General features: G+C 71.3%; 13 protein-coding genes and 1 riboswitch. Of the genes, 7 read left to right on the forward strand and 6 right to left on the reverse strand.

Features of this window, described 5'->3' with window-relative positions; translation table 11 throughout:
• Positions 1-47: 47 nt before the first annotated feature.
• A riboswitch (cobalamin riboswitch) is annotated at positions 48-256 on the forward strand.
• Between the two features lie 30 nt (positions 257-286).
• From ACTWJ9_RS06340 to ACTWJ9_RS06355, 4 genes are read left to right on the forward strand one after another with little or no spacing between them, the layout of a single operon-like run.
• Complete coding sequence (locus ACTWJ9_RS06340) at positions 287-1,042, forward strand: energy-coupling factor ABC transporter permease (RefSeq protein ID WP_443295311.1); 756 nt, start codon at positions 287-289, stop codon at positions 1,040-1,042.
• Positions 1,039-1,404 (forward strand): energy-coupling factor ABC transporter substrate-binding protein, encoded by a 366-nt coding sequence (locus ACTWJ9_RS06345; RefSeq protein ID WP_279333228.1) that lies wholly within the window; start codon positions 1,039-1,041, stop codon positions 1,402-1,404. The genes ACTWJ9_RS06340 and ACTWJ9_RS06345 overlap by 4 nt, the downstream gene beginning before the upstream one ends.
• Before the next feature lie 6 nt (positions 1,405-1,410).
• Positions 1,411-2,160 (forward strand): cobalt ECF transporter T component CbiQ, encoded by a 750-nt coding sequence (gene cbiQ, locus ACTWJ9_RS06350; RefSeq protein WP_443295312.1) that lies wholly within the window; start codon positions 1,411-1,413, stop codon positions 2,158-2,160.
• A complete protein-coding gene (locus ACTWJ9_RS06355; protein WP_443295313.1) occupies positions 2,157-3,023 on the forward strand; it encodes an energy-coupling factor ABC transporter ATP-binding protein in 867 nt (288 codons plus the stop codon). The genes cbiQ and ACTWJ9_RS06355 overlap by 4 nt, the downstream gene beginning before the upstream one ends.
• A gap of 66 nt (positions 3,024-3,089) precedes the next feature.
• Here ACTWJ9_RS06355 and ACTWJ9_RS06360 read toward each other — a convergent pair whose 3' ends face one another.
• Genes ACTWJ9_RS06360 through ACTWJ9_RS06370 form a run of 3 tightly spaced genes read right to left on the reverse strand, consistent with a single transcriptional unit; the run spans position 3,090 to position 5,127 of the window.
• Positions 3,090-4,208, reverse strand: a complete 1,119-nt coding sequence (locus tag ACTWJ9_RS06360; protein ID WP_443295859.1) for an RNA-guided endonuclease TnpB family protein — start codon at positions 4,206-4,208, stop codon at positions 3,090-3,092.
• Complete coding sequence (locus tag ACTWJ9_RS06365) at positions 4,115-4,552, reverse strand: helix-turn-helix domain-containing protein (RefSeq protein WP_388702208.1); 438 nt, start codon at positions 4,550-4,552, stop codon at positions 4,115-4,117. Before ACTWJ9_RS06365 ends, ACTWJ9_RS06360 begins: the two co-directional genes overlap by 94 nt.
• 8 nt (positions 4,553-4,560) lie before the next feature.
• Positions 4,561-5,127 carry an IS607 family transposase gene (locus tag ACTWJ9_RS06370; protein ID WP_443295314.1) on the reverse strand — a complete coding sequence of 189 codons (567 nt, stop codon included), beginning with the start codon at positions 5,125-5,127 and terminating at the stop codon, positions 4,561-4,563.
• Between the two features lie 418 nt (positions 5,128-5,545).
• On the opposite strand from ACTWJ9_RS06370, the gene ACTWJ9_RS06375 reads away from it, so the two are divergent.
• The 3 genes from ACTWJ9_RS06375 (at position 5,546) to ACTWJ9_RS06385 (ending at position 8,563) form a co-directional block, all read left to right on the forward strand.
• Positions 5,546-5,896 carry a type II toxin-antitoxin system Phd/YefM family antitoxin gene (locus ACTWJ9_RS06375; protein WP_388702210.1) on the forward strand — a complete coding sequence of 117 codons (351 nt, stop codon included), beginning with the start codon at positions 5,546-5,548 and terminating at the stop codon, positions 5,894-5,896.
• A complete protein-coding gene (locus ACTWJ9_RS06380; protein WP_443295315.1) occupies positions 5,893-6,279 on the forward strand; it encodes a Fic/DOC family protein in 387 nt (128 codons plus the stop codon). Before ACTWJ9_RS06375 ends, ACTWJ9_RS06380 begins: the two co-directional genes overlap by 4 nt.
• Before the next feature lie 130 nt (positions 6,280-6,409).
• A complete protein-coding gene (locus ACTWJ9_RS06385; RefSeq protein ID WP_388702212.1) occupies positions 6,410-8,563 on the forward strand; it encodes a UvrD-helicase domain-containing protein in 2,154 nt (717 codons plus the stop codon).
• A 71-nt stretch (positions 8,564-8,634) separates the two neighbouring features.
• Here ACTWJ9_RS06385 and ACTWJ9_RS06390 read toward each other — a convergent pair whose 3' ends face one another.
• From ACTWJ9_RS06390 to ACTWJ9_RS06400, 3 genes are all read right to left on the reverse strand, one after another.
• Positions 8,635-11,220 carry a GmrSD restriction endonuclease domain-containing protein gene (locus ACTWJ9_RS06390; protein WP_388702213.1) on the reverse strand — a complete coding sequence of 862 codons (2,586 nt, stop codon included), beginning with the start codon at positions 11,218-11,220 and terminating at the stop codon, positions 8,635-8,637.
• A 428-nt stretch (positions 11,221-11,648) separates the two neighbouring features.
• On the reverse strand, positions 11,649-12,443 hold the full coding sequence (locus ACTWJ9_RS06395) for an SGNH/GDSL hydrolase family protein (RefSeq protein ID WP_443295316.1): 795 nt from the start codon (positions 12,441-12,443) through the stop codon (positions 11,649-11,651).
• A 185-nt stretch (positions 12,444-12,628) separates the two neighbouring features.
• Positions 12,629-17,590: a DNA repair ATPase gene (locus tag ACTWJ9_RS06400; RefSeq protein WP_443295317.1), complete on the reverse strand. Its 4,962-nt coding sequence runs from the start codon at positions 17,588-17,590 to the stop codon at positions 12,629-12,631.
• Positions 17,591-17,610: the final 20 nt, after the last annotated feature.

A 17,610-nucleotide genomic window follows, 5' to 3' on the forward strand; every position in this document is an offset into this window, starting at 1 on the left:
CGTCCGCGCGCCCCCCGGAAGTGCTTGTCAGCGGCCCGGAACGGGGTCTAGGGTCGCCACGCCTTGGTGAACGGGAAATCCGGTGCGATACCGGTGCGGCCCTCGCCACTGTGATCGGGAAGTCCGGCTCCGGCCCCAGGCCCTGTCCCCCGACAGGACCGAACGGCAGCCACTGGGTCCACCTCGGACCCGGGAAGGCGGAGCACGGGCGGTGGTACCCGTCAGCCAGGAGACCGGCCAAGGCGCGTCAACCATCCACGAGGTGCTGGAGAGGGTCTGCCGAGTCATGCACATAGCCGAGGGTTTTCTACCGCCGGCGCACGCGGTCGCCTGGGGCGTCGCGTCGGCGCCGTTCGTCGTCCACGGAGCCCGGACGCTCACCCGTGAGGTCAGGGAACATCCCGAGAGCACGCTGCTGCTGGGCGCGTCGGGAGCGTTCACCTTCGTCCTGTCCGCGCTGAAACTGCCCTCGGTGACCGGGAGTTGCTCCCATCCCACCGGTACCGGGCTGGGCGCCATCCTGTTCCGGCCGCCGGTCATGGCGGTGCTGGGCACCATCACCCTGCTGTTCCAGGCCCTGTTGCTCGCCCACGGCGGGCTGACCACGCTCGGCGCCAACGTCTTCTCGATGGCGGTCGTCGGTCCGTGGGCGGGATACGGGGTCTACCGGCTGGTGCGGCGGTCCGGGGCGCCGCTGATGGTGGCGGTGTTCTGCGGCGCGTTCGTCGCCGACCTGTCGACGTACTGCGTGACGAGTGTGCAGCTGGCGCTCGCCTTTCCCGACCCGGGGAGCGGATTCCTGGGCGCGCTGGGCAAGTTCGGCTCCGTCTTCGCCGTCACGCAGATTCCGCTCGCGGTGAGCGAGGGGCTGCTGACGGTGCTGGTGATGCGCCTGCTGGTGCAGTCCAGCAGGGGCGAACTGACCCGGCTCGGGGTGCTGGTGGCGGGGCTCGGGAAGAAGTCGGCGGGCACGGGCTCAAGCACGGGCACGGGCACGGATACGGACGCAGGCGCGGGCACGGGCGAGGCGGTGGCCCGATGAGCCGGAACGCGAAGATCAACTCCCTGTTGCTGCTTCTGGTGGCCGTGCTCGCCGTGGTGCCGCTGGTGTTCGGGCTCGGCGATCACAAGGAGGAGCCGTTCGCGGGCGCCGACGCGGAGGCGGAGGTCGCGATCACCGAGATCGACCCGGACTACGAGCCGTGGTTCTCGCCGCTGTACGAACCGCCGTCCGGGGAGATCGAGTCGGCGCTGTTCGCCCTCCAGGCGGCGATCGGCGCGGGCGTGCTCGCGTACTACTTCGGGCTGCGGCGGGGGCGCCGGCAGGGGGCGGAACGGGAGCGGGGGACCTCCACCACCGCGGCGGACGTCGACGACGCGGCCCCCGCCGGAAGCGGGGCCTGATCCCCCGTGCTGCCGATCGACGCGGCGGCGCACAGCAGCCGCTGGCGCCGCCGTCATCCCGTGGACAAGGCCGTGCTCGGGCTGGGGCTCACCGTGCTGGCGATCTCGCTGCCGCCCTGGCCGGGCGCGGCCCTGGTGCTGCTGACCGCTCTCGCGGTGCTGCTGGGCCCGGCGGGGGTGCCGGGGCGGCGGTTGTGGCGTGCCTACCGGGTGCCGCTGAGCTTCTGCGTGACCGGGGCGCTCACACTGCTGGTGCAGGTGGGCGGGCCGGGCGGGTTCGTGGCCTGGGCCGACGGCGGGCCGTTGCGCGCCGGGGAGTTGCTGCTGCGCACCTCGGCGGCCTCCCTGGGCGTGCTGCTGTTCGCCTTCACCACGCCGATGTCCGATCTGCTGCCGCGCCTGGTACGGGCCGGGGTGCCCGCTCCCCTGGTGGACGTGGCGCTGGTGACGTACCGGATGAGTTTCCTGCTGCTCGACTCGGTGCGCCGGATCGGGGACGCTCAGGCGGCCCGGCTCGGGCACACCACCCGGGCGGCGACCTGGCGTTCGCTGGGCGGGCTCGGCGCGACCGCGTTCGTCCGGTCCTTCGACCGGGCGGCGCGGCTGCAGACGGGGCTCGCCGGACGCGGTTACGACGGCACGCTGCGCGTGCTGGTGCCGGAGGCGCGGGTCTCGGTGCGCTTCACGGTCGGGAGCCTGGCCCTCCTCGCGGCCCTGGCCGCCCTCACCCTCGTCCTGGAAAGGCCGCTGTCGTGAGCGGGCCCGCGCTGGTCGCCCTGCGGGGCGCGTCGTTCGCGTACGAGGACGGCCCGGCCGTGCTCACCGGCCTCGACTTCGAGGTGCGGGAGGGGCGTGCGCTCGCCCTGCTGGGCCGCAACGGGAGCGGCAAGACGACGCTGATGCGGTTGCTGAGCGGTGGACTGCGTCCGGGCACAGGCGAGTTGGCCGTGGCGGGGCGGCCTGTCCGGTACGACCGCAAGGGGCTGACCCGGCTGCGGACGACCGTACAGCTGGTGGTGCAGGACCCCGACGACCAGCTGTTCGCGGCGTCCGTGGGCCAGGACGTGTCGTTCGGGCCGCTCAACCTGGGGCTGTCCGACGCGGAGGTACGGGCGCGGGTCGCGGAGGCGCTGGCCGCGCTGGACATCACCGCCCTCGCCGACCGTCCCACGCACCTGCTGTCCTACGGGCAGCGCAAGCGGACGGCGATCGCGGGAGCCGTCGCCATGCGGCCCCGCGTCCTGATCCTCGACGAGCCGACCGCGGGCCTCGACCCCGACGGCCAGGAGCGGCTGCTCGCCACCCTCGACGGGCTGCGTGCGAACGGCACCACGGTCGTCATGGCCACCCACGACGTGGATCTCGCCCTGCGCTGGGCCGACGACGCGGCCCTGCTCACGCCGTCGGGCGCCCGGACCGGCCCGGCGCCCACGATGCTGGCCCGCACCGATCTCCTCGCGGCGGCGGGGCTGCGGCTGCCCTGGGGCGTGGCGGCGGCCCGCCTGCTCCGCGCCCAGGGCCTGCTGTCCGGCACGGCCACCGGGCCCCGGACGCCGGAGGAACTGGCCGCGCTCCTCGCCCTGTCCCCGGAGCCCGCGGATCACGCCGACGGCGGATGACCGTTGCTTTGATCATCAAGTGATCGCAGTAATCCCGGTGTTTCCACCGGAATGGTCCGTAACAGTTCACCAGAGCGGGAGTTGTGCCCTGGCGGCTTGTTGACGGTCTCCCGTTTCTTTCCCGGCCCGGGGGCCGGGGATTCTGCCACCTGCCCGCCCCGTCCCGGCCTTGCGGCGCGGTCGGGTGCTGCGGGTCTTGTGGTCGGCTCCACGGGGCTTCGACTCCGCCTTGACGGGGTCCAGGTCTCCGGCCACTCCGGTACCTGTGGTGCGGGCCGCGAGGGCGGCCAGGTTGTGTCCGGCGTTCGCGTCCCGGTCGATGACCAGTCCGCAGTTTTCGCACACGAAGACACGCGTGCCGAGGGGCAGCTTGGCTTTCACCACACCGCAGCGGGAGCAGGTCTTCGAGGAGGGGTACCAGCGGTCGGCGACGACGAGTCGCGTGCCGCGCCGGCGGGTCTTGTAGGTGAGCTGGCGTCGGATTTCACCGAAGGCGGCATCCGCGACGCGGCGGGACAGGCGCCGGTTGCGGCCCATGCCGGCGACGTTGAGGTCTTCGACGACGATGGTGCCGTACTCGCGGGCGAGGCGGGTGGTCATCTTGTGGAGGGTGTCCTCGCGGAGGTTCGCGACCCGGTGGTGGATCTTGTTTCGTGCCCGGTTGGCCTTCTCCCAGCGCTTCGACGCCCGCTGCCCGGTGCGCCGGTCGGGGCCCTGCCGGCGGGAGACCACACGGACGGCGCGGCGCAGCTGCCTCTGTGCGCGCTCGAGGTGGCGTGGGTTGGGCTCCTCGCCGAGGACACCGTCGCTGTCCGCGAGGACGGCCAGCGTCTTGGTGCCGAGGTCGATACCGACCGCCGTGTTCGGGCGGGCGACCTTCACCAGCTGGTGCTTCTCCTCGACCTGGAACGACACGAACCAGCGGCCTCGGTGAAGACGTGCGGTCGCGGACAGGATCCGCATCTGCCCGGTGTCGAGGAGGGCCCGCAGGCGGGAGGCGTCCTCGTGAAGGCGGACGCGGCCGATCCTGGGCAGGGTGATGTGCCGTCCGTCAGGTTCGATACGGATCGTGCCGGTGGTGAACCGGCAGGTCAGGCGCGCTTTCCGCTTCGCCTTGAGAAGCGGGGGACGCCCATCGTGCGGCCCTTGTGCCTGCCGCTCTTGGATTTCGCGTAGTTGTCGAATGCCGCCGCCGCATTGGCCAGGCCGGTGTTGTACGCCTCCTTGGAGTTCTCCTCCCACCAGCCGGCGAAGCGCGGGTCGGTGCGTTTGTGCTCGTTGAACGCCTTGCGCAGCGAGGGCAGCGACCACGACCGCCACGGTGTCAGCTCGTCCTCGGCAATGCCGTACGACTGCTCGGCCCTGCGCTGCCACCACGCGGTGGTGATGTATGCGACCGCCCAGTTGTGGGCGGCACGCGCGGCGCCCGCGTGCGAGTGCAGGCGGCGGCCGGCGGTGGCGTTCGGGTCCAGCGCGAGCTTGTACGCGCGGACGGTGAAACCGGGCCGCGGCGTGAACTTCTTCTTCATCCGGCTGCCTACGGTCCGGTGGCGACGGCGACGGCCCGGGCAGCGCGCTTCTTCGCCGAGCGGCGGTCGTACAGGCGGGCGCACATCGAGGTGAGGGCTTCGGTGATGTCCCGCACGAGGTCGTCGGTGGTTTCTGCCGGGTCGAGGACAACCAGGCGCCGCCCCGTGGCTGAGAGAGCGGCCTCCAGGTGCTCGACGCCGAACCGGGCGAGGCGGTCACGGTGTTCGACCACGAGCGTTTCCACGCCCGGGTCGGCGAGCAGGCGGTGCAGCTTGCGGCGGCGCCCGTCCACGCCGGAGTCGACCTCCGTCACCACGTCGGCGACGGCCAGCCCCCGGGATGTCGCGCCCTGCATGGTCCGGGCGACCTGGCGCTCCAGGTCCGCTTTCCGGTCACCGGACGAGACACGGCAGTACGCCACGACCCGCCCCGCGGCCTGCGGGGCGGGCTCGGTCACGAGCCATGTACCGGACGGCGTCTGCACGACCGGGACCGGCATACGGCCCTCCTTTGCCCAGGTCCACGCGGTCTGGTAATGCACGCCGTTGCGCGCCGCCCACTCGGAAAGCTTCACAACATCAGGATATTCATGGAGGAGAACCGATATCCACTGAAAGAAATAGGAATTGCCGTTCACCCCCGGCCCGGGCTGCCTGCGCGGAAAGCCGGTTCACAGGCCCCACGTCGCCGGGCCCCGCCTCGCCGGGTACGGCCACCGTGGTGTGGCAGAAGGTGACCGGCTCATGGCAAGGGCCTCAGAATTCCCCGGCGCTGCAGTTCCCGGATGTGTTCGGCGGTTCTCTGCGGAGCGGCACCGCCGGTGACGAGCACGCCGGCTTCCGGGTTTCTGCGCACTCTGGGTTCGGTGAGTTCACGACAGTCCTCAAGGCCGGCCGACACGACGGGCCCCATCCTCGCCACACCGCGCATCCCATCGGAATCCGTACTAGAATCTGTACAGAATCAAGTCTCTCTATGGATACGGTGACAGCGTGGAGATCCCCGAAGTCGTGACCGTCAGCGACGCGCGCGCGAGACTGTCTCGGATCCTGACCGACCTGTCGGAGTCCGGCGCGGACGCCGACCCGGTCCTGATCGGCGCCCACCGCAAGCCCCAGGGTGTCCTCCTGTCCGTCGAGGCCTTCGAGGCACTGAGCGGCCGAGCGGCACGGCGTGCGGCCGTCGCCTCGGCCACCGGTTCCATCGAGGCCGAAGGGCTCCACGCCTCCGAGGCCTCCGACCGGGACACCGAGGAGTACGTAAAGGGGGACCTCGACGCGGACGCCCTTGTCGCTCGCGCGATCGCCCGCCACCGACCGACTTCGCAGCGGCGGGCAGGGTGAACGATCCGTACGCCATGCCCAACGGCGTGCTGCGCAACAAGCTCGGCATCACCGACCCCCGGCTGCTCGCGGCAGCGGAGGCGGACATCACCCGGGCGCGTCTCGTCATGCTCACCGAACGCCCCCTGCCCGGCGCGTACGACCTCGGCCATCTCCAGGCTTTCCATGCCGCGGTCTTCGGCGACATCTATCCATGGGCAGGCGAGTTACGCACCGTGAACATCGCCAAGCGCACGCCGTTCTGCCCGGCGAGGAATCTCGTGCCCTACGCCGGAGAGGTCTTCGGCCTGATCCGCGAAAGTCTGTCCGCCGGGGGCCCGGGATCCGTCGTCGTCGGGATGCGCCGGAGCGAGGCCCCGCCCGGCAATCGTCGAGTCAACTGACGTGCACCGCACCAGGCGTACAACGCATCGCCCTCCCTCTGCCCATGGTGTGCACGGAACGGTCTTCCCAGTCGGCATCGGTCAGTAAAGTGATCGTGGTTCCTGGAGAGGCTGGTCGGAGGGGGCGGGGATGGCGACGCTGGGCATGCACCGGGACTTTCTGATGGAGTTCGCCGCGCTGGAGAAACCCGTCCAGAAACGCGTCTTCGAGGTGTTCGAGAAGTTCGCCGCGGCCACGCACGCGGGACTGCACCTGGAGAAACTCACACACCAGAAGGATCCGCGGCTGCGGACCATCCGGATCACCGGCTTCTGGCGCGGTGTCGTCCTCAAGGCGGAGTCCGGCGACAGCTATCTGCTGCTGAAGGTGCTCCCGCACGACAAGGCCAACGACTGGGCGACCAAGCACCGCGCCTCGGTGAACGAGGCCACCCACGGCATCGAGATACGCAACGACGTGGCGCTGGAACGGGCCACGGCCGGACTGCGCGCGCTGGCCGTCGACGAGCCGTCCCGCCTGTTCCCCGCCTCCGCGTATCCGGACAAGGTGCTGCGCAGCCTCGGCGTGGACGAGGAGATCCTGCCGATCATCCGACTGGTCCCCGACGAGGCCCACCTGGAGGCGCTGCACAAGGTGCTTCCCGAGCAGCAGTACGACGTGCTGCTCGGGCTCGCCACCGGTATGAAGCCCGAGGAGATCGACCGCGAACTCGTGCAGGCGTACGCCCGGACCGCCTCGCAGAGCATTCGTCCCTCCGAGGGTGACGAGCTGGGTACCGCCATGGCCCGCTCGCGCGGCCGTATCGCCCTCGTCTCCGGAGCCGACGAACTGCTGGAGATCCTTCAGCGCCCCTTCGACGCCTGGCGGATCTTCCTGCACCCGAGCCAGTACCGGGTGGCCTACCAGGAAAGCTACGCCGGTTCGGCACGGGTCACCGGCGGGCCCGGCACCGGTAAGACCGTCGTCGCGCTGCATCGGGCGTACCACCTCGCGCGGCACCTGCCCGCCGACGCACCCGACGGCTGCGTGCTGCTGACGACCTACACGAAGGACCTGGCCGCCGAACTGCAGCGCTGCGTGGAGCTGCTGATCACGGAGGACGCCGTCCGCGCGAAGATCAGGGTAGTGAACGTGGATGCCCTGGCCAACGAGATCGTGCGGGCGGACCGCGGCGGTGCACCGCTCAAGCTGGTCTTCGACCAGAAGGAGATCACCGCACGGTGGGCGCGGATCGCGCGGCGGTTGAACCTCGACTTCACGGACGTCTTCCTCGACCAGGAGTGGCGGCACGTCGTCCTCGCGCACGCCGTCGCCACGCCCGAGGAGTACTTGAAAGTGCTGCGGACGGGCCGCGGCAGCGGGCTCGGGCCGCTGAAACGGCTGCAGGTGTGGCGTGCGGTCTCCGCTTTCGAGGAGCAGTTGCGCCAGGCCGGGGAGTGGACCTTCCTGCAGGTGTGCGCCGAGGCGGCGCGTGTCCTGGACGGGCGCGACGAGCGGCCCTTCCGGCACGTCGTGGTCGACGAGGCACAGGACCTGCACCCCGCCCAATGGCGGTTCCTACGGGCCCTCGTCGCCCCCGGCGCCGACGACCTGTTCCTCGCCGGGGATACCCACCAGCGCATCTACGGCAACCGGGTCTCGCTTCGCTCGCTCGGCATCGAGGTCGTCGGACGCTCGTACCGGCTGCGGGTCAACTATCGCACCACACAGGAGATTCTCACCTGGTCCACGGCGCTGCTGACCGGGGAGAAACCGGACGACATGGACGACGGGAAGGAGACCCTGGTCGGCTATCGCTCCACGATGCACGGCGAACGGCCCGAGACCGCGGGACACGCCACGAAGCCCGAGGAGATGGCGGCGCTGGTGACCCAGGTGGAGAAGTGGGCCGCGTCGGGTGTGGAGGCGGAACACATCGGCATCGCGGTGCGGTTCATCCAGTTCGGGCGGGACATCGCCCAGGCCCTGGAGCACGCCGGCATCTCCGCCGTTGTGCTGGGAGCCGGGCGCAGTGGTGCGGGGGTGCGGATCGGGACCATGCACCGGATGAAGGGGCTGGAGTTCCGCTGCGTCGCCGTGGCCGGGGTGATGGACGGCACGGTTCCGATGAAGTCCGCCGTCACTCCGGTGGACGTCGACGCCCAACAGCATCAGGAGGACGTGAACAGCGAGCTGAGCGTGCTGTTCGTGGCGTGCACGCGGGCACGGGAGGCGCTGCGGGTGTCCTGGCACGGGGCGCCGAGCCCGTTCCTGGCGCCTGTCATCGGCGGCCCGGGCCAGTAGCACCTCGTGTTCGACGTGCGTGGGGCCCGGGAAACCGTGGGACCCCACGCACCTGAGGGGAACGTCGAGCGTCAGAGCGTGTCCGGGTCCTCGTCCACCATGCGGCGGGCCTCGGCCAGCGCGGCGGTGTGCGCGAACCACTCCAGCACCGCGCGGATCTCCTCGCCGTGCCCGGAGAAGACCTCCAGCGGGAAGGACGGACGCAGGTCCAGTTTGGCCTCGGCCAGGTCGACGCCCTCGATGCCGTTCAGTCGGGTCATCAGCTCACGGCGCAGGGGCTCGTCGTCGAACGGGGGACGCCGCTTCAAGTGCTGGAAGACCACTTCGACGGTGCCCGCGACCGGGTAGATCGCCAGCGGCCAGAGCGCGCGGGCGGTGTCGCGCGGGCCGCCGAACCGCACCATCGGGAAGCAACTGGTCTCGTCGGCCCGGCCGTAGGCAAGGTGGCCACCCTGCTGTTCCCAGGAACGCAGCACACCGAGGACGCCATGCACGGTCTCCTCGGTCTGATTGTCGCGCAGTTGCGCCTCGAACCGGTCTGCCCTCGACTGCTGTTCGTCTTCAGCCTGCTCGGACGGCACGGCCTCATCGGCGGTTTCCTTGCCGACCAGGGCCGCCAGGTCGGCGGTGGTCAGCCGGTGGGATCGGCGGGCCCGGCCCGCGTCGTCGAAGGGGACGCCCTCCGCTTCCAGGCGGGTCAGTGCATCGCCGGACTCCTTGCCGTCCGGCCACCGGAAGCCCGCCGAGACACGGCCGTCCGCCGTCAGCACGCGGTAGGCGCCGTGCAGACCGGCCTTGGTCGCCAGGTGCTGGCCCACGGGAACGGCATGGGTGCCGATGAGTGCGGCCACGTCGCCGTACGTCGTCCACGTACCGGCCGGCATGGCGAGGAGCACGGCCCGGAGCTCCTTCCAGCCGGCCCACTCGTCCTCTGCCTGGACGACTTCCTCGGCCGGACCGGGCCACAACCGCACCGCTCTGTCCGCCAGTTCGTCGGCGCGGGCGAGAATCGCCGTCCTCCCCCACCGTTCCTCGGCGGCGATCCGCTGGTTCATGCGCAGGGCGCTGGCGTCGAGGATTTCCTGCTTGCGGCGGAAGGGGTGGTTCGACAGGCGTGCGTTGTCCGCGGAGAGGGTGAGGTTGCCCAGCGTGTGGACGAGCAGGGCGTGAAGTTCGTTCGGGCTCTGGCCGTCCTCGGCGTCCTCGGCGAGAAGGTCGTACCACTGCTGGGCCGGGCTCTGCGGCAGCACGTGCTCGACGGTGAGGGATGCCTTGGCGTAGTCGACGGGCTCGCTGCCGCCGTAGCTCTCCTCCAGTCGGCGCAGCACCTGGAACCGCTGGTTGCTGCGGCCCGCCTTGTAGAAGGGGCGGGTGCGGACCGCCTCGCGCAGTGCTTCGTCGCCGGGCCAGACGCGTGCCCCCGTCCTGTTCCGCGACAGGAAACGACGTACGGCGTCCGCCGGGTCGTCGTCCTTCTCCACTTCCTTGGGCATCTCCATGAAGACCCGGTTACTGCCCGTGGTGGACAGGCCCGCCAAGAGGCGGCGCACCATGTAGCTTTCGGCGTAGGCCAGCGCTCGGGCGGCCTGTTGGGGCGTGGCCCGCCCGTCGTCGACGCGGTCGAGGAGCTGGAGCGCCAGCGGGTAGTGGGTCTGACCGCCCCAACGGGACAGTCTCTCCAGCACCTCGCGCAGCTCCGGGTCCGGTTCCCGCCGGGGCTCCAGGATGCGCATCAGCCGTTCGGCCCGCCGGGCGAGAGAGGAAATCTCGACTTCCAACGCCGCCTCGTCGGTACTCAGCGGCTCCAGGCGCTTCTTCTGGTCGCGGTAGATCTCGCTCTGCTTGGCCCGGCTGTTGCCGGCCACGACCAGGTCGAGCCAGACGAGCAGTTCGAGGTTGTCGGGCCCGAGGAGCTCCTGCATGGGCAGCCAGTGGTTGCGGTAGACGGACTCACCTCGGGTCTGCAGGCACATGAAGAGGTAGTTGCGCAGCAGGTCGCTCTGTCGGAGGCCGACACCGGTGTTGTTGATCGATTCGAAGATGCGGTAGACGTTGTCGCCTTCGGCCGCGGTGATCTCGACGATGGACAGCAGACTGCTCAGGACGGTTTCCACCGCGCCCGTCCACGCTTCGCCGCCGTTCTCCTCGCCATCGGTGAAGGCGGCCAGGAAGAAGCGGTAGGCGGCGCCCACATTGCCGGGGCCGCCGGCCTTGGGCGTGTTCTCGACGCACGCGGTGAAGGCTTCGCGGTCCGCCTGCGTCGGCAGGAGGCGGTAGTGGTCGTCGCCGTTGCGGTACCTGTTGACGAGCACGAGGTCGTGAATGCGGTCGGCGTCCCGCTCGGAGCCGCGCTCACGGTAACGGTCGCGCAAGGCGGTGAGGGCCAGCATGAGGGTGGTGAGCCGCTGCTGTCCGTCGACGACGAGCCAGCGCTGCATGCCTCCCGCGGTGATCCTTCCCGGGGCCAGCACCACGGAGCCGAGGAAATGGGTCGCGGGAGCCTTGCCCTCCAACTGCTCCTCGACCAGCTCCAGTACGTCGTCCCAGAGCTGCTTGAGTTCCTCTCGCTCCCAGCTGTAGGTGCGCTGGTAGAGCGGCACCTGGAACTGCTTCTCGCCCTGGACGAGCTCCTTGAACGTGGTTTCCTGAGCGTGCACGCGCCTCTCCCCCACTGTGTGCCGGGCCAGTTCCGCTCCCCGTCGGCGTGGGATGCGCTCTCTGCCGTCGGCTCGATCAACACCGTTGACACTATCGGCCGAGCCGCTCCAGTACGCAACGAAGTCCGGCCGCCGAGCGCTCCTGCACCCGCCCATGAACTCGATGACCAGGTCTGGCCTGGGAACAAAGTCAATGGCCGCAGCAGCCTGGCAGACCCAAGAGGGAAAGGGTGACCTGATGACGCACTCATTGCCGGAGGGCAGGACCTCGTTCGGCCGGAAACACCCTGGGAGTACAGATGTCCGCGCCACGGGCCGATCGAGGGGTGGCGTCGCGCGCGGGTGGGAGGAGAGCGAGTCTGCCGGGGGCTCGGTTCGGGCGGTGCCGGGTCCTGCGCGCCCGGCACCGTCCGAAGGCCGGGCTCCGGTCAGACCGAGGTGCGGAAGGCGGGGAGGTAGCCGCTCGACTGGCCGGTGGCCTTCGGGTGGTAGGAGTTTTCGATCGGGACCGTCACGCTGTGGAGCCAGGCGTCGCCCGAGCAGAGCTCGTGGCCGGTGAACTCGTCCACCACGCTGGAGAAGGCGAACCCGGCGTTGGCCGCCCGCTTGGCGATCACCCCGTTCATCACGTCCGAGGCGTTGTTGATCGCGCCGCGCTCGGTCTCGGTGAGTCCGGCGATGCAGCTGCCCGAGAGCTTGTAGAAGCGCGGGTACCCCAGGACCACCACGCGGGCCTGCGGGGCGCGCGAGCGGATGCTGTTGTACATCGTGTCGAGCTTGCCCGGGAGGGAGCTGTTCATGAGGGAGATGGCCGAGTTGACGCGGCTGACGCAGGTCGCCTCGCTCTGCAGCACACAGGCCTGCATGACGTCCGCGAAGCCCATGTCGTTCCCGCCCGCGGTGACGCTGACGAGCGTGGTCGACGTGTTCAGCGCGCCCAGCTGACCGCTGGAGACGCTGCTCGTGGTCGCGCCGCTGCAGGCGGCGAACTTGAACGAGGACGGGGCGTTCGCGGCGGCCCAGAGTTGGGGGTAGGCCTTGGTGCTGCGTCTGCAGTCGCCGCTCTCGGACGTGTAGCTCCCGGCGCCCACACCGGAGGAGTAGGAGTCGCCGAGAGCGACGTAGTGGTGGCCGGCCGCCGAGGCCGGCTGCGCCATGCCGAGGACGGCTGCGGCACCCATGACGAAGGCCAGCACGGAGGCCCGGAGAGAACGCACTGACATAGCGGTCAGCCCTTCGAAGTGCGGGAGAGGAGTGGTTGGTTGACGAAGCAACCACTCTTCTAGCAGGGCTGGAACTCGTCAGTAACACCTCGGCGAAAAGCCGCCCGTAATGCCTGAATGATTATTCAGGCGGGCCGTCTCCGCGCGTAGATAAACCCCTTCCGTCTAAGGGAATTCACAGTTCTTCAGATGACGTTCCGATCCCCCGAGGGGCCCCGGCCGGCGCTCCGGGGGCCGGCCGCGCGGGTGATGGCCGATTCGACGGCGGCGATGCGGTCGCCGAGGAGTGCGAGGGCGGCGACCGCGCGGGCGAGGGCGTCGTCGTCGGGGCCGCCGAGGGTGCGGGTGCGCAGGTGGGCCGCCTTCACCTCGCCCCAGCGGTCGGCCTGCGCGGGGGTGAGGGTGCCGCGCAGTTCGGCGAGTTTGAGCAGGTTCGCCTCCGCGCCGGTGGTGAGGGTCTGCGCCTCGGCCGTGTAGTGGTCCTCGATGACGGCGGTGAGTTCGGCGTCGTTCATGACGGGCTGGATCCGCTGGGCGATCTTGTTCATGTTGCGGTAGGAGCCCTGGAGGCGGAACGGCGGCTCGGTGCGGGCGTCGTCGGACTGGGCGGCGGAGGCGATGTAGGCCGCGTTGACCGCGAGGACCGTGCGGCGGGCGGTGAGCAGGTGGCGCAGTACGGCCAGGACGCGGTCCAGTTCGGTGGGGGCGTAGGGGTGGGTGAGCCGGTCGGCGTGGGCCGTGGGGTCGCCCCCGGCGAGGCGGATCAGCAGGTCGAGGTCGGCGCGGTCGCGCCCGGTGAGCGGGGCGAGGACCGGGTTGGCGGTGAGGGCGTTCTCCACGAAGCTGGCGGCGAAGGCCTCTTCCTTGCCGGTGAGGACGTCGCCGAGGTTCCACACGTCGGCGCGGTTGGCCAGCATGTCGGGCACCCGGAAGAGTTCGCCGGACTCGGTGTACGGGTTGCCGGCCATGCAGACGGCGAACCGCTTGCCCCGCAGGTCGTAGGTGCGCGGCTCGCCCTCCCACACGCCCTCCACCCGGCGGGTGGCGTCGCACAGCGGGATGAACTTCTGGAGGAGTTCGGGCGAGGTGTGCTGGATGTCGTCGAGGTGGAGAAGGGTGTTGTTGCCGGCGGCCAGCGCGAAGTTGATCTTCTCGATCTCCTGGCGTGCGGTGGCGTTCGGTGCCTCGGCCGGGTCGAGGGAGGTGACGGTGTGGCCGAGCGCGGGGCCGCTGATCTTCACCAGGACGAGGCCGAGCCGGTCGGCGACGTACTCCATGAGGGTGGTCTTGCCGTAGCCGGGCGGGGAGAGAAGGAGCAGCAGTCCGCCGGTGCCGGTGCGTGCGGACTCGCCGGTGGTGCCGAGCTGTTTGGCGAGGCTGTCCCCGATGAGGGGGAGGTAGACCTCGTCGACCAGGCGGTTGCGGACGAAGGTCGACATCACCCGCGGGCGGTGGTCGTCCAGGCGCAGCCGGGTGCGTTCGGCGTCGACCAGGGCGGTGCGGCGGCGCTGGAAGGCGCGGAAGGCGGGGGTCTCGTGCTCCCTGAACTCCTGGGTGCGGGCGAGGAATTCGTCCAGGCGGAGGGTCAGGCGCCGGTCGGTGATGCGGGGGTGGGTGCCGAGCAGGCCCTCCACGGTGGTGGCCAGGGGTGCGTCGGACTCGTGGCGGGGCTGGTCGGGGCAGAGTTCGGCGGCGACGGCCTCGGCGAGGTCGCCGGGGGTGAGGTGGGTGCCGGTGGCGGTGGCGTACGCGGACAGCCAGGCCTCGACGAGTTGGCGGCGGGCGGTGAGGTCGGTGAGGGCGGGCAGGTCCTCGTCGTAGGCCTCGGTGGCGACGGTGCGGCGGAACTTGTCGAGCAGGGTGCGGGCCTGTGCGCTGATGACGAACCCGTCGGGGCCGGTGGTGAGTTCGTCGAAGAGGTAGGCGGCGCAGGCTTCCGGTCGGGCGGTCGCGTCGGGGTGCCGGTCGGCGATCGTGCGGGCGAGTTCGGTGTGCAGGTCGGCGAGCGCCGGGGGCGGGCCGAAGGCGTCGCGGACCCGGGCCAGGGAGCGGGCCCGGCGGGTGAGGTCGGCGCGCTCGGCGGTGGTGGTGGCGTGGGTCCAGTGCAGCAGGGCGAGGGCGCGGGCGGCGGGCTCGTGGCGCAGGGCTCCGGCCCCCTCGTGCAGGCGCAGCACGGCGGTGAGGATCGCGGTGGTGTCGTGGTCGTGGACGCCGCGCTCGTATCCCTCGTCGTAGGCCTCCTCGGCGGCCCGGCGCACCAGGGTCTCGAGGTCGTCGGCGCCGTTCAGGGCGTCGGGGCCGTGTTCGTGCAGGAGGCGGGCGGCGAGGTGTTCGGCGCGGTAGACCTCGGGCGACTCGGAGGGCAGATGCCGCTCCCAGTGGCGGCGGCCCTCGGTGAGGGCGGGGTCGGTGACGGGGCTGCGGTAGTCGGTGCCGGTGAGGGCGAAGGCGAGGGTGTCGCCGTGCGGGACGAGGGTGAGGTCGAGGGGTTGGGTGGTGACGGCGAAGCGGTGGCCGCCCAGGCGGATGGCGCGGCCGCCGTCGGCGTAGAGGTCGGTGCGGTCGCGCAGGGCGCGGGCGGCTTCCTGCCGGGCGGAGCGGAGGCGTCCGTCGAGTTCCTCGGCCCGGACGCGGTCGCCGAGTTCGCGCAGTTCACCGGCGGTGCGGCGGACCTTGGCGACCAGCGGGTCGGAGGCGAAGTAGGTGCTGACCTCGTCGGTGTCGGCGAGGGTGGTGGAGCGGCGGGCGATGGTCGAAAGGACGCGGTCGGCGGCGGAGGCGAGCTGTTCGGCGCGGCGGGCGCGGGCGTCGGTGAGGCTCTGTGTGCGGGCGGCGAAGGCCTCGTAGATCTCGGTGCGCTGGTCGGCGAGTTCGCCGAGGACGTCGTCGAACTCCGCGAAACGGGACTCCAGGGTTTCCAGCTGGGCCAGTACGCGGGTCAGTTGTTCGTCGCAGGACTCGGGGTCGGTGGCGCCGGCGAGGGCGCCGGTGACCGTCTGGCCGAGCAGGGCGATCTCGGCGGTGAATCCGGCGCGTGCCTCCCGGTCGCGCAGGCCGCGGCGGCGGGCGTCGAGGGTGGCGCGGGCGCGGTTGACGCCGCCGAGGGCCTCGGCGACGCGTTCCAGTACGGCGGTGCGGACGGTCGCGTCGCCGATGTCGAGGCCGGCGACGACCTCGGTCACCGTGCGCAGTCCGTCGGCGAGTTCGTCCAGGCGGGCGGCGAGGGGGGCCGCCTCGGCGGCGGTGGTGATCGCCTCCGCGTCGGTGACGAGGCGTTCGACGTCGGTGTGGTGGGCGGCGAAGGCGTCCTCGTGGGCGAGGTGGGTGACCGCGCGCTGTCCGAAGGAGGCGAGGTCGTGTCCGGCGTCGGCGGCGAGTTCGTCGATGCGGGTGTGGTCGGCGTACCGCATCTCCTTCAGGGTCAGCAGGTGGCCCTGGGCGTGGCGGAGTTCGGTGAGCCCGGCGATCCAGGCGGTGGCCTCGCGGGGCTGTTCCCCGCGCAGCCGGCGTACCACGGAGGCGATGCGTCCGGCCGCCTCGTCGAGTGCTTCGGCGGCTCGGCGGGAGAGGTCGCGTACGGTCTCGAACTCGGCCAGGACCTGTTCGGCGGTGCCGCGCACCTGCTCCAGGGGGGCGTGCAGGTCGCCGAGTTCGGGGTCGGCCAGCCAGTGGTGGGCGTCCGCGGTGCGGACGCAGGCGGCGACCAGGGCCTCGTACACCTCGGTGGTCGGGGTGGTCTCGGTGACGGAGCGGGCCAGGGAGAGGCAGTCGGAGACGCCGCGTACGAGGTCGGCGTTGCCGACCCGGTCGAGGGGGCCGTCGCCGACGGGCCGGCCGGCGGCGTGGGTGTCGGAGACGTAGGGCGAGTGCCACTGCTGGAGCGGGTGGACGCGGGCCGCCTCGTCGCCGTCGGGCCGCAGCAGGGTGAGCGCGCCGTCGTCGAACAGGGCCCAGCCGTGGCAGGTCAGCGGGGTGGCGACCTCCTCGCGGATCACGTTGTACGACAGCAGCAGGGCGCGGCCCCGGCCGGGTGCGTGGAAGGCGTACAGCACGTCCTCGCCGTTGGGTGAGCGCACCTCGCGCTCGAACTCCATGCCGGTCGTGTCGAGTTCGTATGTCTTGTGGGGGCCGGCGGCCAGGCAGTAGCCGCCGGGGAAGACGATGCCCTGGTCCTCGGGCAGGCGGCGGCAGCCCTGTCCGACGCCGTCGAGGCGGACGACGGTCCGGGTGAGGGTGTTGAAGACGAGGTGGCGGTGCGCGGTCTCCTTGTAGGGCAGGACGCGCAGCAGGATCAGGGCGCCGACGCGGGCGTGGGAGATCTCCGCGTCGGCGAGGGACTGGAGCGGTTCGTCGACCGGTTCGCTGTGGATGCCGTCGGGGGTCTCGGGGTCGCTGTGCGTCCTGACGGTGAGGGTGCCGCCGAGGGTGTCGACGAAGACCTCGCCCTGGACGGAGACGTGCGGGTGCCGGCCGAGGACGTGGTCCTCGCGGGTGGTGCGGGTCCATTCGATGTCCGGGGCCGGGGTGCGGGCGTGGTCGCGGTCGCCGCGCGCGTCGAGGAAGGCGGCCCGGCCGTCCTCGGTCACCGACCAGCGCAGGACGCGGATGTCGCCGGCCTTCTCGCCGGTCTGGAAGACGGCGAGCAGCCTGCCGTCCACGCGGCGCAGCCGCAGCAGGCGTGCCTGACGGTAGTAGCGGTGCAGGGCGGCGAACTCCCCTACGAAGGCGGGGTCGTCGAGGAGTCCGGGCACGGCGTCGTCGGGCAGCCGGTTCAGGTTCCGGTCGTGGGCGGCGAGGACGTCTCCGACGGCGGTGTCCGTGTCCGGGCGGGGCTGGGCGCCGTAGCCGAAGAGGAGCACGTCGCCCACGGCGACGATGTCGCGGGGCACGCTCGTGCGGTCGGTGCGCAGCCGTTCGGTGCCGGTGAGGCGCAGTCCGGTGGAGCCGAACGCCTCGATCCGCTGCCGGTTCAACGCCTCGGTGCGGCGGGCCAGTTCGGCGGCCTGCGCGGACAGCCGGTCGCGCAGCACCTGGTAGGTGCCGCCGTCGACCGGCCCGTGGCGGCCGGCGGTGGGGCCGGTGCCGCCGTCGGCGTCGGCCGGGGTGTGGGCGCGGGTGTCGGGCGTCTCGTGGGTGCCGGTGCTCATGGCTTCCTCTCGGGAGGGAG

This window comes from Streptomyces sp. GDS52, assembly GCF_052246875.1.
GTDB classification, from domain to species: domain Bacteria; phylum Actinomycetota; class Actinomycetes; order Streptomycetales; family Streptomycetaceae; genus Streptomyces; species Streptomyces cathayae.